This window comes from Streptomyces sp. rh34 (assembly GCF_002551245.1).
In the GTDB taxonomy this organism is placed as follows: domain Bacteria; phylum Actinomycetota; class Actinomycetes; order Streptomycetales; family Streptomycetaceae; genus Streptomyces.
This window is the reverse complement of record NZ_NTGZ01000079.1, coordinates 1-18,680: the sequence shown is the minus strand read 5'-3', so window position 1 is coordinate 18,680 and position 18,680 is coordinate 1. Positions and strand designations below refer to the sequence as shown.

At 71.0% G+C, this 18,680-nt stretch carries 20 protein-coding genes; 12 read left to right on the top strand and 8 right to left on the bottom strand.

Translation table 11 applies throughout. The annotated features are described in order from the left end of the window. Positions 1-1,266, bottom strand: a complete 1,266-nt coding sequence (locus CR470_RS16925; RefSeq protein WP_097868426.1) for a serine hydrolase domain-containing protein — start codon at positions 1,264-1,266, stop codon at positions 1-3. Between the two features lie 122 nt (positions 1,267-1,388). After that, on the bottom strand, positions 1,389-1,787 hold the full coding sequence (locus CR470_RS16920) for a nuclear transport factor 2 family protein (protein ID WP_097868425.1): 399 nt from the start codon (positions 1,785-1,787) through the stop codon (positions 1,389-1,391). A gap of 437 nt (positions 1,788-2,224) precedes the next feature. Here CR470_RS16920 and CR470_RS16910 point away from each other — a divergent pair, with 437 nt between their 5' ends. The 5 genes from CR470_RS16910 to CR470_RS16890 all read left to right on the top strand — a co-directional run bounded on the left by CR470_RS16910 (position 2,225) and on the right by CR470_RS16890 (position 4,918). Next, positions 2,225-2,440, top strand: coding sequence for a DUF6243 family protein (locus CR470_RS16910; protein ID WP_007454046.1), 216 nt, complete (start codon positions 2,225-2,227; stop codon positions 2,438-2,440). 275 nt (positions 2,441-2,715) lie between these two features. After that, positions 2,716-3,228 carry a MarR family winged helix-turn-helix transcriptional regulator gene (locus tag CR470_RS16905; protein WP_097868424.1) on the top strand — a complete coding sequence of 171 codons (513 nt, stop codon included), beginning with the start codon at positions 2,716-2,718 and terminating at the stop codon, positions 3,226-3,228. 227 nt (positions 3,229-3,455) lie between these two features. Continuing rightward, complete coding sequence (locus tag CR470_RS16900; RefSeq protein WP_097868423.1) at positions 3,456-3,875, top strand: hypothetical protein; 420 nt, start codon at positions 3,456-3,458, stop codon at positions 3,873-3,875. A 109-nt stretch (positions 3,876-3,984) separates the two neighbouring features. Beyond that, positions 3,985-4,575, top strand: a complete 591-nt coding sequence (locus CR470_RS16895) for a DinB family protein (RefSeq protein WP_097868422.1) — start codon at positions 3,985-3,987, stop codon at positions 4,573-4,575. A gap of 88 nt (positions 4,576-4,663) precedes the next feature. Next, positions 4,664-4,918, top strand: a complete 255-nt coding sequence (locus tag CR470_RS16890) for a DUF6332 family protein (RefSeq protein WP_097868431.1) — start codon at positions 4,664-4,666, stop codon at positions 4,916-4,918. A gap of 101 nt (positions 4,919-5,019) precedes the next feature. Here the strand turns inward: CR470_RS16890 and CR470_RS16885 are convergent, their stop codons facing one another. After that, positions 5,020-6,237 carry a MarR family transcriptional regulator gene (locus tag CR470_RS16885; protein WP_373561416.1) on the bottom strand — a complete coding sequence of 406 codons (1,218 nt, stop codon included), beginning with the start codon at positions 6,235-6,237 and terminating at the stop codon, positions 5,020-5,022. A 522-nt stretch (positions 6,238-6,759) separates the two neighbouring features. Here CR470_RS16885 and CR470_RS16880 point away from each other — a divergent pair. The 4 genes from CR470_RS16880 (at position 6,760) to CR470_RS16860 (ending at position 10,670) form a co-directional block, all read left to right on the top strand. Beyond that, positions 6,760-7,398 (top strand): HAD family hydrolase, encoded by a 639-nt coding sequence (locus tag CR470_RS16880; RefSeq protein WP_097868420.1) that lies wholly within the window; start codon positions 6,760-6,762, stop codon positions 7,396-7,398. Between the two features lie 44 nt (positions 7,399-7,442). After that, the gene (locus tag CR470_RS16875; RefSeq protein ID WP_097868419.1) at positions 7,443-8,627 is read left to right on the top strand and encodes a helix-turn-helix domain-containing protein; all 1,185 of its coding nucleotides are present in this window, start codon (positions 7,443-7,445) and stop codon (positions 8,625-8,627) included. Between the two features lie 811 nt (positions 8,628-9,438). Next, positions 9,439-9,570: a hypothetical protein gene (locus CR470_RS40535; RefSeq protein ID WP_257138728.1), complete on the top strand. Its 132-nt coding sequence runs from the start codon at positions 9,439-9,441 to the stop codon at positions 9,568-9,570. After that, a complete protein-coding gene (locus tag CR470_RS16860) occupies positions 9,552-10,670 on the top strand; it encodes a methyltransferase domain-containing protein (protein WP_373561417.1) in 1,119 nt (372 codons plus the stop codon). Before CR470_RS40535 ends, CR470_RS16860 begins: the two co-directional genes overlap by 19 nt. Positions 10,671-10,787: 117 nt before the next feature. Here CR470_RS16860 and CR470_RS16855 read toward each other — a convergent pair whose 3' ends face one another. The 3 genes from CR470_RS16855 to CR470_RS16840 form a co-directional block, all read right to left on the bottom strand. Next, positions 10,788-11,954 carry an alanine--tRNA ligase-related protein gene (locus CR470_RS16855; RefSeq protein WP_097868415.1) on the bottom strand — a complete coding sequence of 389 codons (1,167 nt, stop codon included), beginning with the start codon at positions 11,952-11,954 and terminating at the stop codon, positions 10,788-10,790. 292 nt (positions 11,955-12,246) lie between these two features. After that, positions 12,247-12,738 carry a hypothetical protein gene (locus CR470_RS16845; RefSeq protein WP_257138723.1) on the bottom strand — a complete coding sequence of 164 codons (492 nt, stop codon included), beginning with the start codon at positions 12,736-12,738 and terminating at the stop codon, positions 12,247-12,249. Further along, a complete protein-coding gene (locus CR470_RS16840; RefSeq protein WP_097868413.1) occupies positions 12,725-13,414 on the bottom strand; it encodes a helix-turn-helix domain-containing protein in 690 nt (229 codons plus the stop codon). Before CR470_RS16840 ends, CR470_RS16845 begins: the two co-directional genes overlap by 14 nt. A gap of 119 nt (positions 13,415-13,533) precedes the next feature. Between CR470_RS16840 and CR470_RS16835 the strand changes: the two genes are divergently transcribed. Further along, positions 13,534-14,196 carry a class I SAM-dependent methyltransferase gene (locus CR470_RS16835; RefSeq protein ID WP_097868412.1) on the top strand — a complete coding sequence of 221 codons (663 nt, stop codon included), beginning with the start codon at positions 13,534-13,536 and terminating at the stop codon, positions 14,194-14,196. Between the two features lie 69 nt (positions 14,197-14,265). Beyond that, on the top strand, positions 14,266-14,853 hold the full coding sequence (locus tag CR470_RS16830) for a hypothetical protein (protein WP_097868411.1): 588 nt from the start codon (positions 14,266-14,268) through the stop codon (positions 14,851-14,853). Positions 14,854-14,925: 72 nt separating this feature from the next. On the opposite strand, the gene CR470_RS16825 is transcribed toward CR470_RS16830, so the two are convergent. Further along, positions 14,926-16,029, bottom strand: a complete 1,104-nt coding sequence (locus tag CR470_RS16825) for a citrate synthase 2 (protein ID WP_097868410.1) — start codon at positions 16,027-16,029, stop codon at positions 14,926-14,928. A gap of 367 nt (positions 16,030-16,396) precedes the next feature. Between CR470_RS16825 and pdxH the strand changes: the two genes are divergently transcribed. Then, positions 16,397-17,038: a pyridoxamine 5'-phosphate oxidase gene (gene pdxH / locus CR470_RS16820; RefSeq protein ID WP_097868409.1), complete on the top strand. Its 642-nt coding sequence runs from the start codon at positions 16,397-16,399 to the stop codon at positions 17,036-17,038. A 302-nt stretch (positions 17,039-17,340) separates the two neighbouring features. On the opposite strand, the gene CR470_RS16815 is transcribed toward pdxH, so the two are convergent. Further along, the coding region (locus CR470_RS16815; RefSeq protein ID WP_107489472.1) for a phytase at positions 17,341-18,680 on the bottom strand (1,340 nt) is incomplete at its 5' end.

Here is an 18,680-nt window from a genome sequence, read left to right as displayed (position 1 = left end):
TCAGGGAGCGGCCGGAGCGGCCGGCTCCTGGGAGGCGCTGCCGTCGTAGACGTTGTCCGGGGTGGCGATCTGGGTGACCGCGCGGGCGAGCAGGGTGGACGGCTCCTGGCCCCCGCTCAGGGAATCCGTGTTGATCATGATGACCATGGTGGCTTTCTGCGAGGGCAGGTAGACGGTCACGGTCTCGTACCCCGGCAGGGAACCGTTGTGCCCGATCCACCCGTCGGCGTCGAAGATGCCGAGGCCGTAGCTGAGCCCCGGGAACCCGGTCGGAAGCGTCTTGAGCCGCTGCGCCTGGGTCGCGGGGCTCAGCAGCTCCCCGGTGGCGACGACCTTGGCCCAGCGGCGCAGGTCGTGCAGATCGGAGATCATCGCCCCGGCGGCCCACGCCCAGCTGGGGTTCCAGTCCGTCGCGTCCTCGGTCTCGCCGCTCAGCGTCTGGTCGGTGTAGCCGCGGGCGTGCGGCTCGGGGAACTCGGCCCCGGTCGGGAAGAGCGTGTTGTGCAGGTGGGCGGGGCGGAGCACCCGCTCGTGGATGACCTGGCGGAGCTTCTGACCGGTGACCTTCTCGATCACCAGGCCGAGCAGGACGAGGTTGGAGTTGGAGTACTGGAACTCCGCGCCCGGCTTGAAGGTGTTCTTGTGCTTCATGCCGTACGCGAGCACGCCGCGCGGGGTGAACGAGCGGTACGGATCGCTCAGCAGGTCGTGCACGAAGTCCGCGTCGGCGGTGTACGGGAACAGGCCGCTGCGCATCCCGGCGAGCTGGCGGAGCGTGATCCGGTCGCCGTTGCGCACGCCGGAGACGTAACGGGAGATCGGGTCGTCCAGCTTGACGAGCTTGTCGTCGACGAGTTGGAGCAGCGCGGTGACCGTGAACGTCTTGGTCTCACTGCCGATCCGGATCCGGGTGTCGGCCGACATCGGCTCACGGGTGGCCGTGTCGGCGACGCCGCCCGCGTGGACGTAACTCCCCTTCCCCGGCATCCACAGCCCGACGACGACCCCGGGAATGCCGGCCTGCTCGCGGACGTCCTCGATGGTCCTGTCCAGCTTGGCGGTCAGCTCGGGACCGAGACCGCCGGGCGGACAGTCGTCCTCGCCGTGCGGGCCGCTTCTGTGGTCCTGACCGTGTTGGCCGGCTCGGCCGTGCTGATCGAGGCCCGCGGCGTGGACCGCCGGGGCGGGAGCCACGGCCATCGGGGCCAGTACGGACGCCGCGAGCAGCATCGCGGCGTACAGACGTCGGGTGGGGGAGCGTCGCATAGGGGGTGCCTCTTCCGGGAGGGGAGGGAGCGGAGCGACGGCAACGACACCACCCGGCCCCCGGGCTCCGCACCGCATCCCGGCCGCGCCCTGCGAAGTCCACTCGTTCGGAGCCGCGCGGCTCAGGGGTGCTCGGAGCTCTCCCGGACCGGAACGGGCGTCGCCTGGTGGTAGTACATCCGCCACGACGTCTCCCCGGCCCGCCTGCGCCACAGCGAACTCCGGCGGGCCCGCTCGCCGCCGATGACGGTCTCGTACGTGAGGTGCACCAGCCCCGGCCCCAGCACCACCCCGGTCATGCCGGAGGGCTCGTAGCGCGGGCCTTCCGCGCCCCCGCCGTCCAGGTCGGGGAGCGCGGCGAGCATCTCCTCGTACGTCCACCGCCTTCCGGAGGCCCCGACCTCGACGAACTCCGGGTCGAGCAGCGTCTCGGCGATCGGCCGGGAGAGACGTACGGCGGGGTCCATCAGCCGCAGCTCGCCGTTGATCGCCGCACTCACGTCCGTGGCTTCCTGGCTCATCCGGACATCATCGCCGATGAGGCCTCACCCTTGAGCGGGGCGGCGGCGGCAGGTGTTGATCAGGACGCCGGACGGTGTCGACCGCGTTGCGGCGAGCGTCACGCGTCGAAGGCTCCCGCCATCGGCGAAGAGCCGCTTCCCGCTGCCCAGGATGAGAGGTCCTGGCTGCGCAGAGCCTCGGTAGGCGCGGCGGCGACCAGCGAGGGGCACCGAGGGGCACTGGCCTTCCCGCGCTCGCAGAAGGCCCGGCCGACGCGGAGGCGGCGAAAGGGTTGGTGCGCGGGGGTGACGGAACCGGGTAACGTCTTTGTCATGTTCTTCCTGGCGCCGATTTACGAGTGAGAGCGTGATGGGCCGCCGCTGACGTCCTTCGACGTCGCCGCCCGTTCCCCACCGGCGAATCCGTAGATCACTTCACATCCTTACCGGGAGAATCCATGACCGTGAGCAAGAACATCAACAACCCCGTGGGCCAGGGCGGCGGCCAGCGCAAGAAGCTGTCCCGCGCCGAGCGGCAGAACAACGGTCCGCACCGCAACCTCGACCGCCGGAGCGCGGCCGACCAGAAGGCGGAGCTGGTGCGCAAGATGCGCGAGAAGACCGGCGCGGCCGAGGGCACGGGGCAGACGGGCGACGACACCGCACAGAGCTGACGCACCGCCGCCGCAGGTCGGCGGCACCGCACGAGGCAGTGCCTCCGTACTCCCCGGCCACCGCGTGATTGTTTGTCCTCGCAGACCGATGATCAGCGGTGGCCGCACTATGTGCGCACCCACTATGCACACCCATATCCGCACCCATATCCGCACCGGCTTTGGTCAGCCAGGATGACGATCTTCGCCCGGAGCGCCAGGGTGTGTATGCGGCGTTCGAAATGAACACCGCATTCCGTTTGTTCGGCGCGTCGCGGAACCCTAGCGTTGCGATCATGGAATCACCGATGGCAAACACCACCGACCAGGCGCCGGCGAACCCGGCCGCCACCGATGACATGCTGGCAACCCAGCCGGTCGGCTACTGGAGCGGCCTGGCCCATGCGACCGTCACGCGGCATCTGCGAGACGCGATGGCCAAGATCGACGTCACGCAGCCCCAGTACTGGGTCCTCAACCGCGTGAACGGCGGCCCCGCAGCGCCGAGCCGCGAAGAGGTCGTCGCGCAGCTGACGCACCTTGCCGACGGGCCGCACGAGATCGCCAGGGTCGTCGACCAGTTGCTCCACCGTGAGTGGCTCGGCATCGATGACGATCAGCGCCTGCACCTCACGGATGCCGGGGAGGCCGCCAGAGCGCGGCTCCGTGAGCTGGCGACCGAGGTACGCGCCGTGGTCCACAAGGGCATCAGCGACGAGGAGTACGTGGCCGCGCTCAAGGTACTGCGCAAGATGGTGGCCAATGTCGAGGGCGACGGGAATGCGGGAGCGACGCCTCGGACTTCGTGATGGGGCCCTGCGAGGGGCCTCCCCTGCGGGGGACCTCCTTCACGAGGGGCGGCGCGGGACGGTAATCCTCGACCGTGAGCGCAGGCCGCCGGATGCGGCGGGCCGGTTACCTCGGAGGTAATTGATGCCCCCCGTGGGGCCGCCTAACTTCAGCATTGTTCGGAGGCCCCACAGAGGGGCCGCTTCCGTATCCGGGCGACTCCCTGGTGCACGAGAGGAATTCGACAATGGCTTCGACGCGGTACGACGGGCTTACCTACGCGAGGGCGACGGGATCCGACGGTCTCGCGCGGCTGGCGCTCAAGCTGGACGCCGTGGTCACCGGCCTCAACGGCATCGCCTACCTGGCACTCGCCACGGTCCTCGACTCCTTCTTCGGCGTCACGACGGCGGTCCAGTACCCGGTCGGGGTGTTCCTGCTCCTCTACGCGCTGGGAGTGCTCGCGATCGGGACGCGGAAGGAGATCAACCGCACAGGACTGACGGCGGTCATCGTGGCGAACCTGCTGTGGGTGGTGCTCAGCCTGGTGGTGGTGATCTCCGGCGTGCTGTCTCCGACCGGCGTCGGCGCGGTCTGGATCGTGCTGCAGAGCCTGACGGTCGGCGGCTTCGCAGCCCTCCAGTACGTCGGGCTCAAGCGGCTGTGAGCTGGTCCGGCTCAGGTCCGGGGAGTCACGGGGAATCGCCGGACCAGTCGTTTGCGGGCCACGTACGGGATCTTGAGACCATGAGCGGCCCGTGGCAGGCTCGTGCCGCATGATCGATGAGTTCGCGAAGGACAACCTGCACGGGCGACTGCGGCGGGACCGCGAGGCGCTGCTCTGGAAGCTCGACGGCCTGTCCGCATACGACGCCCGCCGACCTCTGACAGCGACCGGGACCAACCTCCTCGGCCTGGTCAAACACGTGGCCAGTGTCGAGGCCAGGTACTTCGGCGAGGTCTTCGGCCGCCCTTCCCCGGAACCGCTGCCCCGGTGGCAGGACCACGACGGCAGCGATCTGTGGGCGGCCGAGGACGAGACCCGCGATCAGATCATCGGGTTCTACCGGCGCACGTGGGAACACTCGGACGCGACGATCAACGAGCTTCCCCTCGACGCCCCCGGCCACGTGCCGTGGTGGCCGCAGCCTCACACCAACACGAACCTGTTCGCCGTCATGGTCCATGTTCTCGGCGAGTCCAACCGGCATGCCGGGCACGCCGACATCCTGCGCGAGCGCATCGACGGCCGGACCGGCGTACGCGCCGAGCACGAGCAGCGGATCGACGAGGAAGCCCGGGCGGCTTACTGCGCGAAGATCGAGCGGGCCGCCAGGACGGCCGCACCGCGCAAGGCGGAGAAGTGATCCCCATGGGAGGGGTGCCCCGGCTGGTGAGGGCCGGACGCCGTCCGAATCGGGTGCCGGGGCGTGAATGTGCTGCGAGACTTCCGGCATGGACATGGGGCGTGAGTCGCGGTGGGAAAAGGATGCGATGACGGTAGAGATCGCCTTTGCCCTGGTGACCGCTGCTGCCCTTGCCGCGGCGGTCTTCGCCGTCGCGCTGACCCTCACTCTCGTGATGGACCTCTCCGACGCGGCGTCCAAAGGCGTACGGGCGGGGGGAGCCCTGGCCGGAGGCGCGGCCGGAGTGTGGCATCTGGTACGGGTGCTGCGCCGCTTCGACGTGGAGCGCCGTAAAGGCCACTGACGGCACGGCTCGACCCGCTACGAGCGCGAGGCCGACCACTTGACCAGCATTACCAGCATCGCCCGCGCCTGCTGCCGCGGGTTCGACGAACGAGATGACTTCTATGGGGCTTTGAGTAGGTCGCGGAGGCCCGCGATGTATGCCCCGATGTCTCGGGCACCGGCCGCTGCCTCGGCGGTACCGACCGGGGAATCGGCCGGCTCGGAGTGGTGGGCGGCCCGGCAGGGGCGGCAGAGCCCGTCGGGGAGGGCCTCGGGGCGTCCGGGAGTGCCGCAGTCGGTGCACTCCATCAGGACGCGGCGGGCGGGCGCGGCGGGCGACGCCTGCTCGGCAGGCAGCAGCCGGGGCGGGATCTTGTCGGTAAGGCGGCGGCGGACGAAGCCGAGCGGGCTGTCGACCTGGGCGGGGAGCCCTGCGGTGAGGGCAGTGGTCAGGTAGTCGGCGTCCACACCCCGGGCGAGCCATTCCGCCGCCTGGGCTTCCAGGGTGGCGCAGTCGTCGGCGGACAGCCCCAGACGATGGTCCCTGCGGCCGAGCCGGGCGAGGGCGAGGTAGGCGGGGGAGTGGGGTGCGGTCGCAGCCGCCGAGGCAGTCGCAGCGGTCGCAGCCGTCGGGCCCGGCCGTGCCGTCGTCGCAGCAGTGCTTGGGGCCGGTCCCGGCGCGGGTGCCGTGTCCGGAGGGTCGGCCGGGGGGCGCTGGTGCGGAACGGACTGGTGCGGTACGGAGATGGGGGCTGAGGCCTCCGCAGGCTCTGTGGCGGGGTCCGTGCGAGACGGCTCCGGCGCGTCCGGGGCAGCTTCTCCCCGAGGCCTCTCCGGCAGCGCGGGCGGCGGCGGGCCCTCGGCCGGAACCCAGGGAGGCGGAGGGGCGACGGTGGAGGGGGTCGTCACTTTGAGTGCGTGGCGGGCGGCCCGGGTGTTCTCGGCGGCGAGGTAGGCGTTCCACCACTCGTTGTCCCGGGCGGTGCGGGACCAGAAGGTGCGGAACGCCCAGCGGGTCTCGTCGCCCGCGCCGACCGTGCACCGTACGCGCCGCAGATGCCCGGCGACGGAGAGGGCTTTGAGGGCCGTGGAGATGGCCTGCTGGCCGTAGAGCGGGAGTTGCTTGGCCAGGGTCTTCACGCTCATCGCCGCGCCCTCGGGGAGGTGGTCGACGAACCCGGCGACGTACCGCTCACGGGTCGGCAGGAGGGCGAAGTCGTGCGGCGTGTGCGGGCGTTGATCCGGCGCGGAGCGTTTGCCGTAGCCGGGCTTGGCCATCGGGTACGCGGCGGAGAGTGCGGGGGCGTGCAGGGCAGAGCTATGGTGCGGAGTAGCCACGGGATCGCCTTCCAAGGGAGTGATCTTGCGGTGAGACCCCGGCCGGTGCGCCTAACACCGTGTCGGGGTCGCTTGGTTCTCGCACCGTAAGCAGTGCGGATGGCCCGCTGCAAGCTGCCGCGAATAGTCATACTTGCTGGCCGTTACGGGGGTGGGGAGGTGGGAGAGATTTCCCCAACCCCCTTCCTTTAACCACCGGTTAGAGAAGGCGCTCGAATCCCGGGGCACGTATACCGAAGCCTGAAACTCGGCCCCCGAGCTTCGGGGCGGGGCGTGGATCGAGTACGCCCGAACGAGTGACGGGCCTGTACCGAATCTCGGGTCTGGGATTTCGGGTCCTGGGTCTCGGGCCCCGATCTCGAAAGCGGAGTCGCGGGGCCCGGGCTTACTTCTTGTCCTCTCCGAGGATGGTGCGCAGCCAATAGAGGCTTCCTGGCGCCGACCGGGGCATCGTGCCACGGAGCCCGGGCCCATGGCCGGGAGGATGTCGCGATGCCTGACTGCCGCCCTTAGGCTCGACGTGTGAAGACGTTCGTGTTCGACATAGGCGAGACTCTCGTCCGCGACGACCGCTACTGGGGTTCCTGGGCCGACTGGCTCGGCACGCCCAGACACACTCTGTCCGCCCTGGTCGGCGCCGTGACCGCCCAGGGGCTCGACAACTCCGAAGCACTGAAGCTGGTGAAGCCGGGCATCGATATCTCGGCCGAATACGCCGCCCGCGAGGCAGCCGGACGAGGTGAGCACCTCGATGAGTCCGACCTGTACGAAGACGCCCGCCCCGCGCTGGCGAAGCTACGCCACCTCGGGATGCGCGTCGTCGTCGCAGGCAACCAGACCTTGCGCGCCGGCGAGTTGCTGCGGGCGCTCGACCTGCCGGCCGATCTGGTGGCCACCTCTGAGGAGTGGGGTTGCGCCAAGCCTTCGGCGGAGTTCTTCGCACAGGTCCTGGAGGCGTCCGGTGCCCCCGCCGGAGACACCGTGTATATCGGCGATCACCCCGCGAACGACACGTTCCCCGCCGCCAGGGCAGGGCTCCGCACCGCACACATCCGCCGCGGCCCCTGGGGACATCTGTGGGGCGCTGACGACCAGGTGCACGCAACTGCCGACTGGGTGATCCAGTCGCTCACAGAACTCACCACGATCGCCGGAAAGTAGAGGAATCAGGTTTCCCAACGTCATCGCACAAGTACGGTCAGTGGGTGTCTTCCGACAGCCCGCAGGAGGTCGGCAGGCGGATCGCCGCCTGCCGCCGTGCACACCGGTACACCCAAACCGCACTTGCGGCGGCCTCCCATGTGTCATACGCCATGGTTCGCGCCATCGAGCGAGGTGCCCGCCGACCCAGCGACGAGGTACTCGAAGCGATCGCGGACGCCCTTGAGGTGGACGTCACGCGTCTGCGCACGGAGCACGTCGGCACGGAGCGACGCGTCCACCGGGCCCTGCCCGCCCTGTCGGAAGCGATCGCTGGATACGACCTGGCTCTGGGCCCGGCGGCGCGAGGGCCGGAAGAACTGGCCGATGAAATCACCACGGCGGTGGGCTGGCGTCTCGCCGCCCAGTACGGCCGGATCGCCACCGTCATCCCCGGTTTGCTGACCGATGCGATTCGGTACGTCCACACTGCGCCCGGTGCCGAACACCAGGGTGCCGCACGGATGTTGGCCTCTGCTGCTCGAACCGCCGATGCCATCGCCTACAAGCACGGGGCACACGACCTCTCCGCGCGCCTGATCGACCTGATGCGCTGGGCAGCCGACCGTGCTGCGGACCCCCTCGTCCAGGCGACCGCCTCATACGTTCGCACCGAGACGTTCTTCGCCGCACGCGCTCACGCAGCCGGCCTGGTAGCACTGGAGCAGGCCATCGAGGCCGCGCCGCCACCGGACAGGCGCACGCAGGCAGCCGTTCGCGGCGCACTTCATATGAGAGCCGCAGTGATCGCGAGTCGCGCCCAGAACGTAGGGGCGACCGACACTCACCTGGCGCATGCCCGACAACTGAGTAAACAAGTCGGCCGAGAAGGCTGCTACCTGGGCACGGCCTTCGGGCCTGAAAGTGTCCGCATCCACGAAGTGTCCGTCGCGGTCAGCCTCGGACCTGGCCACGCCGACCGGGCTCTCCGTGCCGCTGCGGCATGGACACCGGGCATCGATCTGCCGGCCGAGCGCCGCAGTGGGTTCTACATTGAACTCGCCAGGGCTCAGGATTGGGCAGGTCGCCCCGAAGAGGCATTCACCAGCCTTCGGATGGCACGTGCTGCGGCACCGCAGCACACGCGCGAGCATCCCTGGGCGCGCGAGGTCGCCCGGAACCTACGTCGCTTCCATCGCTCTGACGCCGAGAGGTTGACGCACTTCGCCCACTGGGTCGGAGCGGTCTGAACCGTGCCTTGCTGCTACACGCCGTAGCAGTCAGGCCTCGTCCTGGCATCCATGCTCTACCCGTCCGCACCAGACAGGTAGTTGAGGAGACCGGATGACCATTCCCGTGCTCGTGGAGGAACTGCTCATCGCCCAGCCGCATGCCGGGGCATGCCGCGCGAGGAGCAGCCGGAGACAGAGCGACGACACCACGTACAGGATGTGGCTCGGGCACACCCAGCGCTGTGCCGCCTGTCGCGCCGGTGTGTCCTGTCCGACCTCTGTTCACCTCGGCCGTGCCTGGCGGGAGGCCCGACGCGGATGAGGTGTTTCGTGGAGGGTGGCGTGCATGACTTTCCGGTCGAGGACGATTCGGGTGCTTACTGTCCGGAGCATGACGTGACGTTGCTGTGGCGGGGTGATCCGACAGCGGCCGCCGAGGGGACGGAGGCTGATCTGGATGGGCTGTCGGCGGGGCCGGACGGTCCGTACGGCGTTGTCTGCCGCAGTGCGTTGGTGACGGACCTGGCCGACGTGCACGCCCTCTGCCTGCGGCCGGGCTGTGTCTGCCCGTGTCACGCGTCGGCCACCGCTCTTCGGGAAGCCGGATGAGCATCAACTTCTCGGCAGCGGATGTCCGTACGTGCGAAGCGTGTTGGCGCGCACCTGTCACCGCCGTACGGCGCACCGCTCACGGCCGGGATCTGCTGTGCCGGGCCTGTGCCGAGAGCGGTCGTCCGTGTCGCGTCGTCGTCTTTCCGCCGTACGGGATCTACCGGCTGCACCACCGACCCACTATTCGAACCGTTCCACAGAACAGCGGAGATGAACGATGACCACCAACCCCGTACAGGCCGAGGCCGGGAAGCATGGCGGGCCTCCGTCGGACAAGCCGTGGACGCCGCCCTCGGAGCCGAAGCCGTCTCCGGACGGCAGCCGCCCCCAGTGCTTCCCGCAGTCGTGAGCACCGCGCGGGAGGTTTCTACGTACCCGGCGCTGGTGCAGGAGTTGGCTGATCGTGGACTGCTCGATGCCCGGTGGCGGCAGGTGTTCGAGGCCGTGCCGCGCAGCCGGTTCGTTCCGGCAGATGTCTGGCGTCAGCTGCCCGACCGGTGTGAGCCGGTGGTGGGGACGGATGCGTGGCTGGCGCTGGTGAACAGCGACGAGCCGGTCGTCACGCAGCTCGACGATGGAGCGGTAGGCGGGCCGGGTGTCGCGACGTCGTCGAACTCGATGCCCTCGATGGTCGCCCGGATGCTCACGCTCCTCGATGTCGAGGATGGTCAGCGGGTGTTGGAGATCGGCACCGGCACCGGGTACGTCGCGGCGCTGCTCTGCGAGCGGCTCGGTGACGACCTGGTCCACAGTGTCGAGCTGGACCCGGTCGTGGCCCGCCAGGCGGCCGACGCCCTCGCGCAGGCCGGGTACCGGCCCCATCTGCGCGTCGGGGACGGTGAACAGCCCTGGCCCGGCCTGGGGCTGGTGGACCGGCTGATCGCCACCTGCGCGCTGCGGTACGTCCCGTACGGGCTGCTCCGACAAGTCCGCCCCGGCGGGGTCGTCGTGGCTCCGCTGGCCCGGGAGTTCTGGTCCGGTGCTCTGGTCCAGCTCCGTGTCCAGGATGACGGCACGGCGGTGGGCCCGTTCTGCGGCGGGGCCACGTATATGCCGATGCGAGCCCACCGCGTCCCCGACCTGCATGAGGTGCGGGGAAGGGGAAGAGCCCGTGCCGCAGGCCTGGATCCCGCCCGGCTTCTCGGCCTCGGGTTCGCGTTGTTCGCGGGGGCGCGGTTGCCCGGTGTGCGGCTCATCCACAAGAACACCGATGACGGAGTTCAGGTGTGGGTGACCCGCGAGGACGGGGGCGCTGCGTCGGCCGCCACGGGCGAGGAGGTGTGGCAGTACGGGCCCGGGTTCCTGTGGGAGGAGATCGAGCAAGCCTGGTGGGAGTACGAAGCGGTGGGGCGGCCCGACGCCGAACAGTTCGGGCTCACCGTGACCGACCGAGGCCAGGAGGTGTGGCTGCGGAATCCGAACGAGGTCATCAGGCCCAGCCGGGCGTAGCAACAGTCGGCCGGACCTGCTTTCCAGGTCCGGCCGTCGCTCGTTCCACACACGATCCGCAAGTGCCAGTGCCGTCGGCGCGTTCCCCCCCCACAGGGGCGCGGCATCCGGCCGTCCTCACTCCTCGCGCAGGCTCATCACCAGCTCGCGCGGCAGGCCATGGGTGTCGTGGAGGTAGTGGAAGTCCTCCTCGGTCAGCGGGCCTTGGAACCGGGGCTTGGCGAGTACCCCTCGGCCGCGCTCCAGAAGCCGGCCGAACCGGCGCTCCTCTTCGAGCAGCATCCGGAGCACGTCGCCCGGGCGCATGTCCTGCCGGAAGTGGTCCACGGTGTGCCGGACCAGTTCTTCCGGGAGGTCCCCGACACTGCGCGAGGGATCTTCCCGCCACAGCACGGTGAGTACCCGTCGTACCAGGCGGCGCAGCACATAGCCACGCCCCGTGTTGGCCGGGCGTACGCCGTCGCCGATCACCACGACGGCTGAGCGCAGGTGGTCGCAGACCAGGCGCAGTGATGTTTCGTCCAGCGGCCACAGGGCAGGCACCAGGCGGCGCCAGGGGTCGAAGACGTCGCATGCGAAGACGGACGACTTGCCCTGGAGCAGGGCGGCCAGCCGCTCCAGGCCGAGGCCGGTGTCGACGTTGCGTTGGGGGAGGGGGACGAGGGAGCCGTCGCCGAGGCGGCGGTGGGTCATCGTGACGTGGTTCCACACCTCGACCCAGCGGTCGTCGCGAGTGGGCGTCGACTGCGGCGGGCCTTCGCCGGTCCACAGGAAGATCTCCGAGTCGGGGCCGCAGGGGCCGGCCCCGTCGTTGGGCCACCAGTTGTCCTCCACGGTGAGTTCCACGGGGACGCCGAGGCCCTGCCACAGGTCGACAGAGGCCGTGTCCGGTTCGGTTCCGCCGTCACCGGCGAAGGCGGTGGCGTGCAGCAGGCCGGGATCGATGCCCAGGCCCTCGGTGAGCAGCCCGTAACCCCAGTCGAGGCTGCGCGGGCCCTCGTAGTCGCCCAGCGACCAGGTGCCGAGCATCTCGAAGACCGTCAGGTGGGTGGCGTCCCCGACCTCGTCCAGGTCCGTGGTGCGCAGGCAGCGCTGTACGTTCACCAGCCGCCGGCCCAGCGGGTGGGGGCGGCCCTCCAGGTACGGAGTGAGCGGGTGCATGCCCGAGGTGGTGAAGAGTACGGGGTCGCCGTCGGGCGGCAGGAGGGTCGAGCCGGTGATGCGGCGATGGCCGCGCTCTTCGTAGTAGTCGACGAATGTGCTGACCAGCTGGTCCGTACGCATGGGGGTGGCTCCTTCGCGTGCTGCGGGAAGGCGCCGGAGAACGGGACCCGTTCGGTCACCCGGCCGGGGCCAGAGGCGCCACAGCACTGCCGACGGACCGTTTCCGGTCGCCGGGGGGAGGAGAAGTCAGGCGGCGGCAACCGGCGAGCTGGTCGCTCGCGCGGTCGCGGTGGTGCTGAGGCCGGTGACGTTCATGCGGGCGACCTTAGCGCGCCCTGGCCGGCGGGGCACGTGAATTTGTCGGCCCTGCGCGCCGGCCGAAGCGATCACCCCGCGAAGGAGAGCAGTGGGGTCAGCTCGTGGTCAGCCGCGGTCGCGCGAAGTCCGTGTTGTCCGCGAGCGGCGTCGATTCCGTCGCGTGGTTCTTCTGCGTCAGCGGGTCGATGAAGCACAGCGCGCAGGACCCCGCCGCCGGGTTCCGGCAGGGGTCCAGCAGCAGGCGGCGGGCGGCTTCGTAGTCGTACGCGTTGCGGTAGTAGCCCTCGCCCGACTCCCGGTCGTAGAGGTGGCGGTCCTCCCACGGGTTCTTGTAGTCGTCCAGTGTGGCCCGGAGCACCGGTCGGCCCGACGCCGCTATGTGCGCGGCCAGTTCGTGGCCGAAGCTCGTCTTCCCCGCTGCCGTGAAGCCGTCGATGCCCACGAGCAGGCGGCCCGGACCGACGGCCAGGATGCGTTCCGAGAGTGCTTCCGTCAGGGCACTGCGTTCGGCCGACGCCGGTGCGGGACAGGGCTGTTGCCAGGTCGAGCGGGAGTGGCGAACGGATGCCGCGTCAGTGGGTCGCATCGGCTGATCCTCCCAAAGGCCCCTGGCGGGCCCTCAGGTGGGCCCGCTCGCCCTGGTGGCCGAAGAGGACGAGGAGTTCCACCGTCCGGTTGTCGTCGGGGCCGAGCCAGTGCGGCACGTGGGTGTCGAACTCCGCCGCCTCGCCCGGCTTCAGTACCAGCGTCCGGTCGCCCAGGATCAGCCGCAGTCGCCCGGCCAGTACGTACAGCCACTCGAAGCCCTCGTGGGTCCGCAGGGTCGGCTCGGTGTCCGGTCCCGGCGGGATCAGCAGCTTGTGGGCCTGTACCCCGCCGGGGCGGCTGAGCGGTACGTAGGTGAGGCCTTCGCGGGTGACCGGGCGGAGGTGGATGCGCGGGTCGCCCGTTCGGGGCGCGCCCACCAGTTCGTCCAGCGGTACCGCGTGGACCTCCGCCAGCGGCAGCAGCAACTCCAGCGTCGGCTTGCGCGTGCCGCCCTCCAGGCGGGACAGGGTGCTCTCGTTGATCCCGGTCCGCTCGGCCAGCTCGGCCAGGGTCATCCCGTGCCTGCGCCGCAGGTCCCTGAGGCGGGGACCGACCGCCGCCAGCACGCCGCCCTTGGTGGTCCTGGTGGTCCTGGTGGCTTGGGTGGTCCCGGTGTTGCCGGTGGGCCCGGTGTCCTTGGGTGTCTGTCGTGCTGCGTCTTCTTCGGCTGCCATGTCTGCCAGGTTGCCGAAACGGCATGGGAGCTTGCAAGGGCGGCAGGACGCGGCGCACCTTCCTGTCCAGCGGGGCGGCTCGTCCGGAGCGGCCTCCACGGGCATGAAAGGGAACAGCCATGAGCAGCGACACCACCGGCGCCACCGACTCCGCCACCTTCTGGGAGAACCACTACGCCGGCGTGGACGCGCGGTGGGGCACCCGTCCCAACGCCGTCCTCGCCGAGGTCGTCACCGCCCTGGCCCCCGCGCCGGGCGACGGCGGACGGGCACTGGACCTCGGCTGCGGGCACGGCGGCGACGCGCTCTGGCTCGCCTCGCTCGGCTGGGACGTCACCGCCGTCGACGTCTCGGCGACCGCCCTGGGCCGGGTCGCCGCCGGAGCCGCCGACGCCGGGCTCGCCGACCGCGTCCACCCGAGCCGGCACGACCTGGCCCGGTCCTTCCCCGAGGGGACCTTCGACCTGGTGACCGCCAGCTATTTCCACACCCCTGTGGAGATCCCCCGCGACCAGGTGCTCCGGCGCGCCGCCGAGGCCGTCGCCCCCGGCGGCCTGCTGGTGCTGGTCGAGCACGCCTCGCTCGCGCCCTGGTCCTGGCGGGACGGCCACGAGGACGTACGCTTCCCCGCCCCCGACGACGTACTCGTGTCCCTGCGGCTCGGCGACGGATGGCGGACCGAGCGGTGCCACGCGCCCCGGCGGACCGCCACCGGACCCGGCGGCGAGACGGCGACCGTGACCGACAACGTCATCGCCGTCCGCCGGGACGGGCGCGCCTGAACTGTCGGAGGCGGGTGGCAGAGTGGAGGCCATCGGAATCGGAGGGCCGCAGGGGCCGAAGGGGGAGCCGTGGGGGATTACTTCCAGAGCATCGTCGACCGTGACGTCACCGAGGCCGATGCGGCCCCGCTGGCCGCACGGGTCGTCGCCTGGCTCGTGGCCGAGGGCGTCATCGGGCCCGAGCGCACCGAACTCGTCCTCGGCAAGGGGCCTGGATATCCGCCGGGACCGCGTATGCGGGAGGTCGTCGACAGCACCGGCTGGGGCGAGCCGTGGCAGGGCGGGCCGCTCGACGTCGAAGTCACCCGCACCATGTTCGACGCCGGGCAGGGGGCCGATCCGGCCTCGGCCGGGTGCCCGCGCTGCGAGCGGGACGTCGAGTTCCACGAGGAGGACTGGGAAGAGATACCCGGTGCCTGGGACCCGTTCTCCGAGGCGCTCACCGACTGGGACGAGGGAGGCGAGGGCCTCGTGCGGTGCGCGCACTGCGACGCGTTGTCCCCGCTCGTCGAGTGGACCGGAATGGACGGCTGCTTCGCGTTCGGCAACCTCGGCTTCACCTTCTGGGGGTGGCCCGACCTCACCCCGGCCTTCCTCGCGGAGTTCGACCGCCGACTGGACGGCCACCGCACGGCCTTCATGTCCGGGAAGCTCTGAACCGGACGCGCTGAACCGGAAGCTCCGGGGCGGCCCGGCGCTTCGCCCCGGAGCCCCGGACCCGCAGCCCTCTCACCCCGCGACGATGGCGTCGTACCCGTCGATCTCGCGCGCGTCCCGCGTCCCCGGGCCGATGTACGTCGCCGAGGGGCGCACCAGACGGCCCGTGCGCTTCTGCTCCAGGATGTGCGCCGACCAGCCCGCCGTACGGGCACAGGTGAACATCGACGTGAACATGTGCGCCGGGACCTCCGCGAAGTCCAGCACGATCGCCGCCCAGAACTCCACGTTCGTCGCCAGGACGCGGTCCGGACGCCGTGCGTGCAGCTCCTCCAGCGCCGCCTTCTCCAGCGCCTCCGCCACCTCGAAGCGCGGGGCGGCCAGCTCGCGGGCCGTGCGGCGCAGGACGCGGGCGCGGGGGTCCTCGGCGCGGTAGACGCGGTGGCCGAAGCCCATCAGGCGTTCGCCCCGGTCCAGGGCCTGCTTCACGTACGCGCTCGCGTCGCCCGTACGCTCGATCTCCTCGATCATGCCGAGGACCCGGGACGGGGCGCCGCCGTGCAGCGGGCCCGACATGGCGCCCACCGCGCCGGACAGGGCGGCCGCGACGTCCGCGCCCGTCGAGGCGATGACCCGGGCCGTGAACGTCGAGGCGTTCATGCCGTGCTCGGCCGCCGACGTCCAGTACGCGTCGACCGCCTTCACATGCTTCGGGTCCGGCTCGCCACGCCAGCGGATCATGAACCGCTCCACCACCGACTGCGCCTTGTCGATCTCGCTCTGCGGCACCATCGGCCGTCCCTGGCCGCGCGCCGACTGGGCGACGTAGGACAGCGCCATCACGGCCGCCCGCGCCAGGTCGTCGCGGGCGGTCGCCTCGTCGATGTCCAGCAGCGGCTTCAGGCCCCAGACGGGCGCCAGCATCGCCAGCGCCGCCTGGACGTCGACCCGGATGTCACCGGAGTGGACGGGGATCGGGAACGGCTCGGCGGGCGGCAGCCCGGGGGCGAACGCCCCGTCCACCAGCAGGCCCCACACGTTTCCGAACGAGACATGGCCGACGAGATCCTCGATGTCGACCCCGCGGTAGCGGAGCGAACCGCCTTCCTTGTCCGGTTCGGCGATCTCCGTTTCGAACGCGACGACTCCCTCAAGACCGGGTACGAAGTCGGACATCAGGCGGCTCCCTCAGTTCGGCGGGCGGCGGGCGGCGGGCGGCGGGCGGCAAGGCCGCTGCTGTGCGAAGGACGGCGGAGGACCGCGAAGGACACAGGGGCCTGCCCCAAGATATTGGCGGGTTCCCCGGGAGCGGGGAAGCGTGACATCCGGCACAGGGCCCCATTTCGACGACGCGTGGTTACGGGGCCTCCCCGCCGGGCAGACTGGGCCGCTGCGGCAGGATGGGACCGTGCCCACACCAGATCACTCCGTGCCCCTTCCGGATCATGCTGTGCCCGCACCGGATCACGCCACCCATCAGGCTCCTTCCGCCGTGCCCTCCCGTATGCCCTCCCCTGTCGATTCCACCACCGATCCGGCGGCGATGCGCGAGCAGTACCGCTCGGAGGACTTCACCGAGCGCGACCTCAGCCCCGATCCGATGGACCAGTTCGCCCGCTGGTTCCGCCAGGTCGCCGCCGGCGGGGTGCTGCACGAGCCCAACGCGATGATCGTCTCCACCGCCACCCCGGACGGCCGTCCGTCCTCGCGCACCGTGCTTCTCAAGCAGTACGACGACCGGGGCTTCGTCTTCTTCACGAACTACGACTCCCGCAAGGGCCGCGAACTGGCCGCCAACCCGTACGTCTCGCTGCTCTTCCCCTGGCACCCGATGGCCCGCCAGGTCATCGTCACCGGCACCGCCCGCCGCACCTCCCGCGAGGAGACCCTCAGCTACTTCCGCACCCGCCCGCACGGCTCCCAGCTCGGCGCGTGGGCCAGCGCCCAGTCGACCGTCGTCGGCTCCCGCGAGGAGCTGCTCCGCCGGTACGAGGAGCTGGCCGCCCGCTACCCCGAGGGCGAGAAGGTCCCGGCCCCGCCGCACTGGGGCGGCTTCCGGGTGGTACCCGGGACGATCGAGTTCTGGCAGGGGCACGAGAACCGGCTGCACGACCGGCTGCGGTACGTGAGGGAGAGCGGCGAGCCGGGCGCCGGGAAGTGGCAGGTGGAGCGACTCTGCCCGTGACCCTGACGCCGTGAGCCGTGAGTAGTGACCGGTGAGCCGTGAGCGGTGTGCGGGGCCGGAAAACGCAGAAACCCGCAGGCTCTGGTTCCTCCGTGCACAGAGGAGCCGGCCGGACTTACCGGCGAGCCTGCGGGTCGGTGACTGCTGGGAATTGGCCGGCGTCCGGCCATGCACTGCAAAGAGCGCGACAACGGGCGTCAGCCCGCAGTCACCTCACGAGTCCGAGAAGAAATCACTTCCGGAACACCTCCTTTCTTCGCTGCCCACAGCCTAGGAGCGTCCCGGATCGCGGTTCAACCGATTTATTCGGCGACTTTCTCCGCGCCGGTTTCTCCACCGGCGCCCGTGAGGCCCAGCGCGCCCCGGACCTTCCTCAGATCCACGAACTTGAAGCCGGTGGCCTCCCGTCCGTCCGGCGCGGGGGTGGCGCTGCCGTCCTGGACGACGAGCAGGCCGCCCGGGTAGCGGCTGCCGAGCGGTTCGTTCAGTACCGCCGCGCCGTCGCAGACCTCGGACCCGTCCAGCGTCGCCGAGGCCGCCGTCACGCGGAAGCCGCCCGCGTACCGGGGGAGGGCCCGGTTCTCGGGGCCGGCCCCGTTCCCGCGGTCGGCCCCGTTCCCGCGGTCCGTCCGGCGGGCGTACGCGGCGAAGGTGTCGTCGCCCTGGCTGGAGGCCAGCAGATACCGGTCGCCGTTCCGCTCGGGGAGCAGGGTCAGCCCCTCCACGTCGGCCGAGATCCGGGTGCCGCCGAAGCCCGGGTCCTTCCCGGGGGCGCACTCCTCGCTCTCCTCGTCGTACGTCCCCGGCACGCCGTACTCGCGGACCTTGTCGACCAGCACGGGCTTCCCCCGCAGGTCGGCGGGCATGCGCCAGATGCCCACGTCCTCCTGGCCGGCGTAGAGCGTGCCGTCGGCCGGGTCGACCACCATCCCCTCGACCTGGGGCAGCTCGCCCGGGTCGCCGCAGGGCGTCCAGGACGTGCCGTCGGGCAGCCGGAACACGGAGGGCAGATCGAGGCTCCGGACCTTGCGGTACGTGACGGTGCCGGACCGGGTCGGGAGCAGCTCCAGCAGCGCGACCGAGGTGCGGTCGCGCCGGCTGGCCAGGGCGTACGCACGGCCGCTGCGGCGGTCCGTCCAGGTGGCCAGGCCGTACGCCGTCGCCTGCTCGTTGACCTCGTCCTGGTCGGCGGAGAACACCCGGGGCGCGGCCGGGTCGGTGACGTCGGTCAGCGGGCCGCCGGGCCGGGACGGGTCGATGCGGTGGATACGCAGCCGGTCGTGGCCCCGGTCGGAGGTGACCGCCAGGTCAGCGGTCCTGCCCGGGGACAGCCGCAGTCCGTGCACCAGGTCGACGTTGTTGAAGCGGCCCGGGGCGTCGTCGGGGCCGGGCGCGGCGGGCGCGGGCAGCGACTGCACCAGGCGGGCGTCCAGACCGTAGACCCGCAGCCCGCCCTCCTTGGCGGTGGCGATCACCAGGCTGCGGTCCGGGGCGGCGGGATTGCGCCAGATCGCGGGGTCGTCCGCGTTGGCGTTGCCGCCCTGCTCGTCGTCGTACAGCGTGGCGGTCTCGGCGCGCGGGGTGACGGCGGGGAGCGGGCGGGGGCCGTCCTGCCACCCGCCGGGCGCGGGCGGTGCGGCGG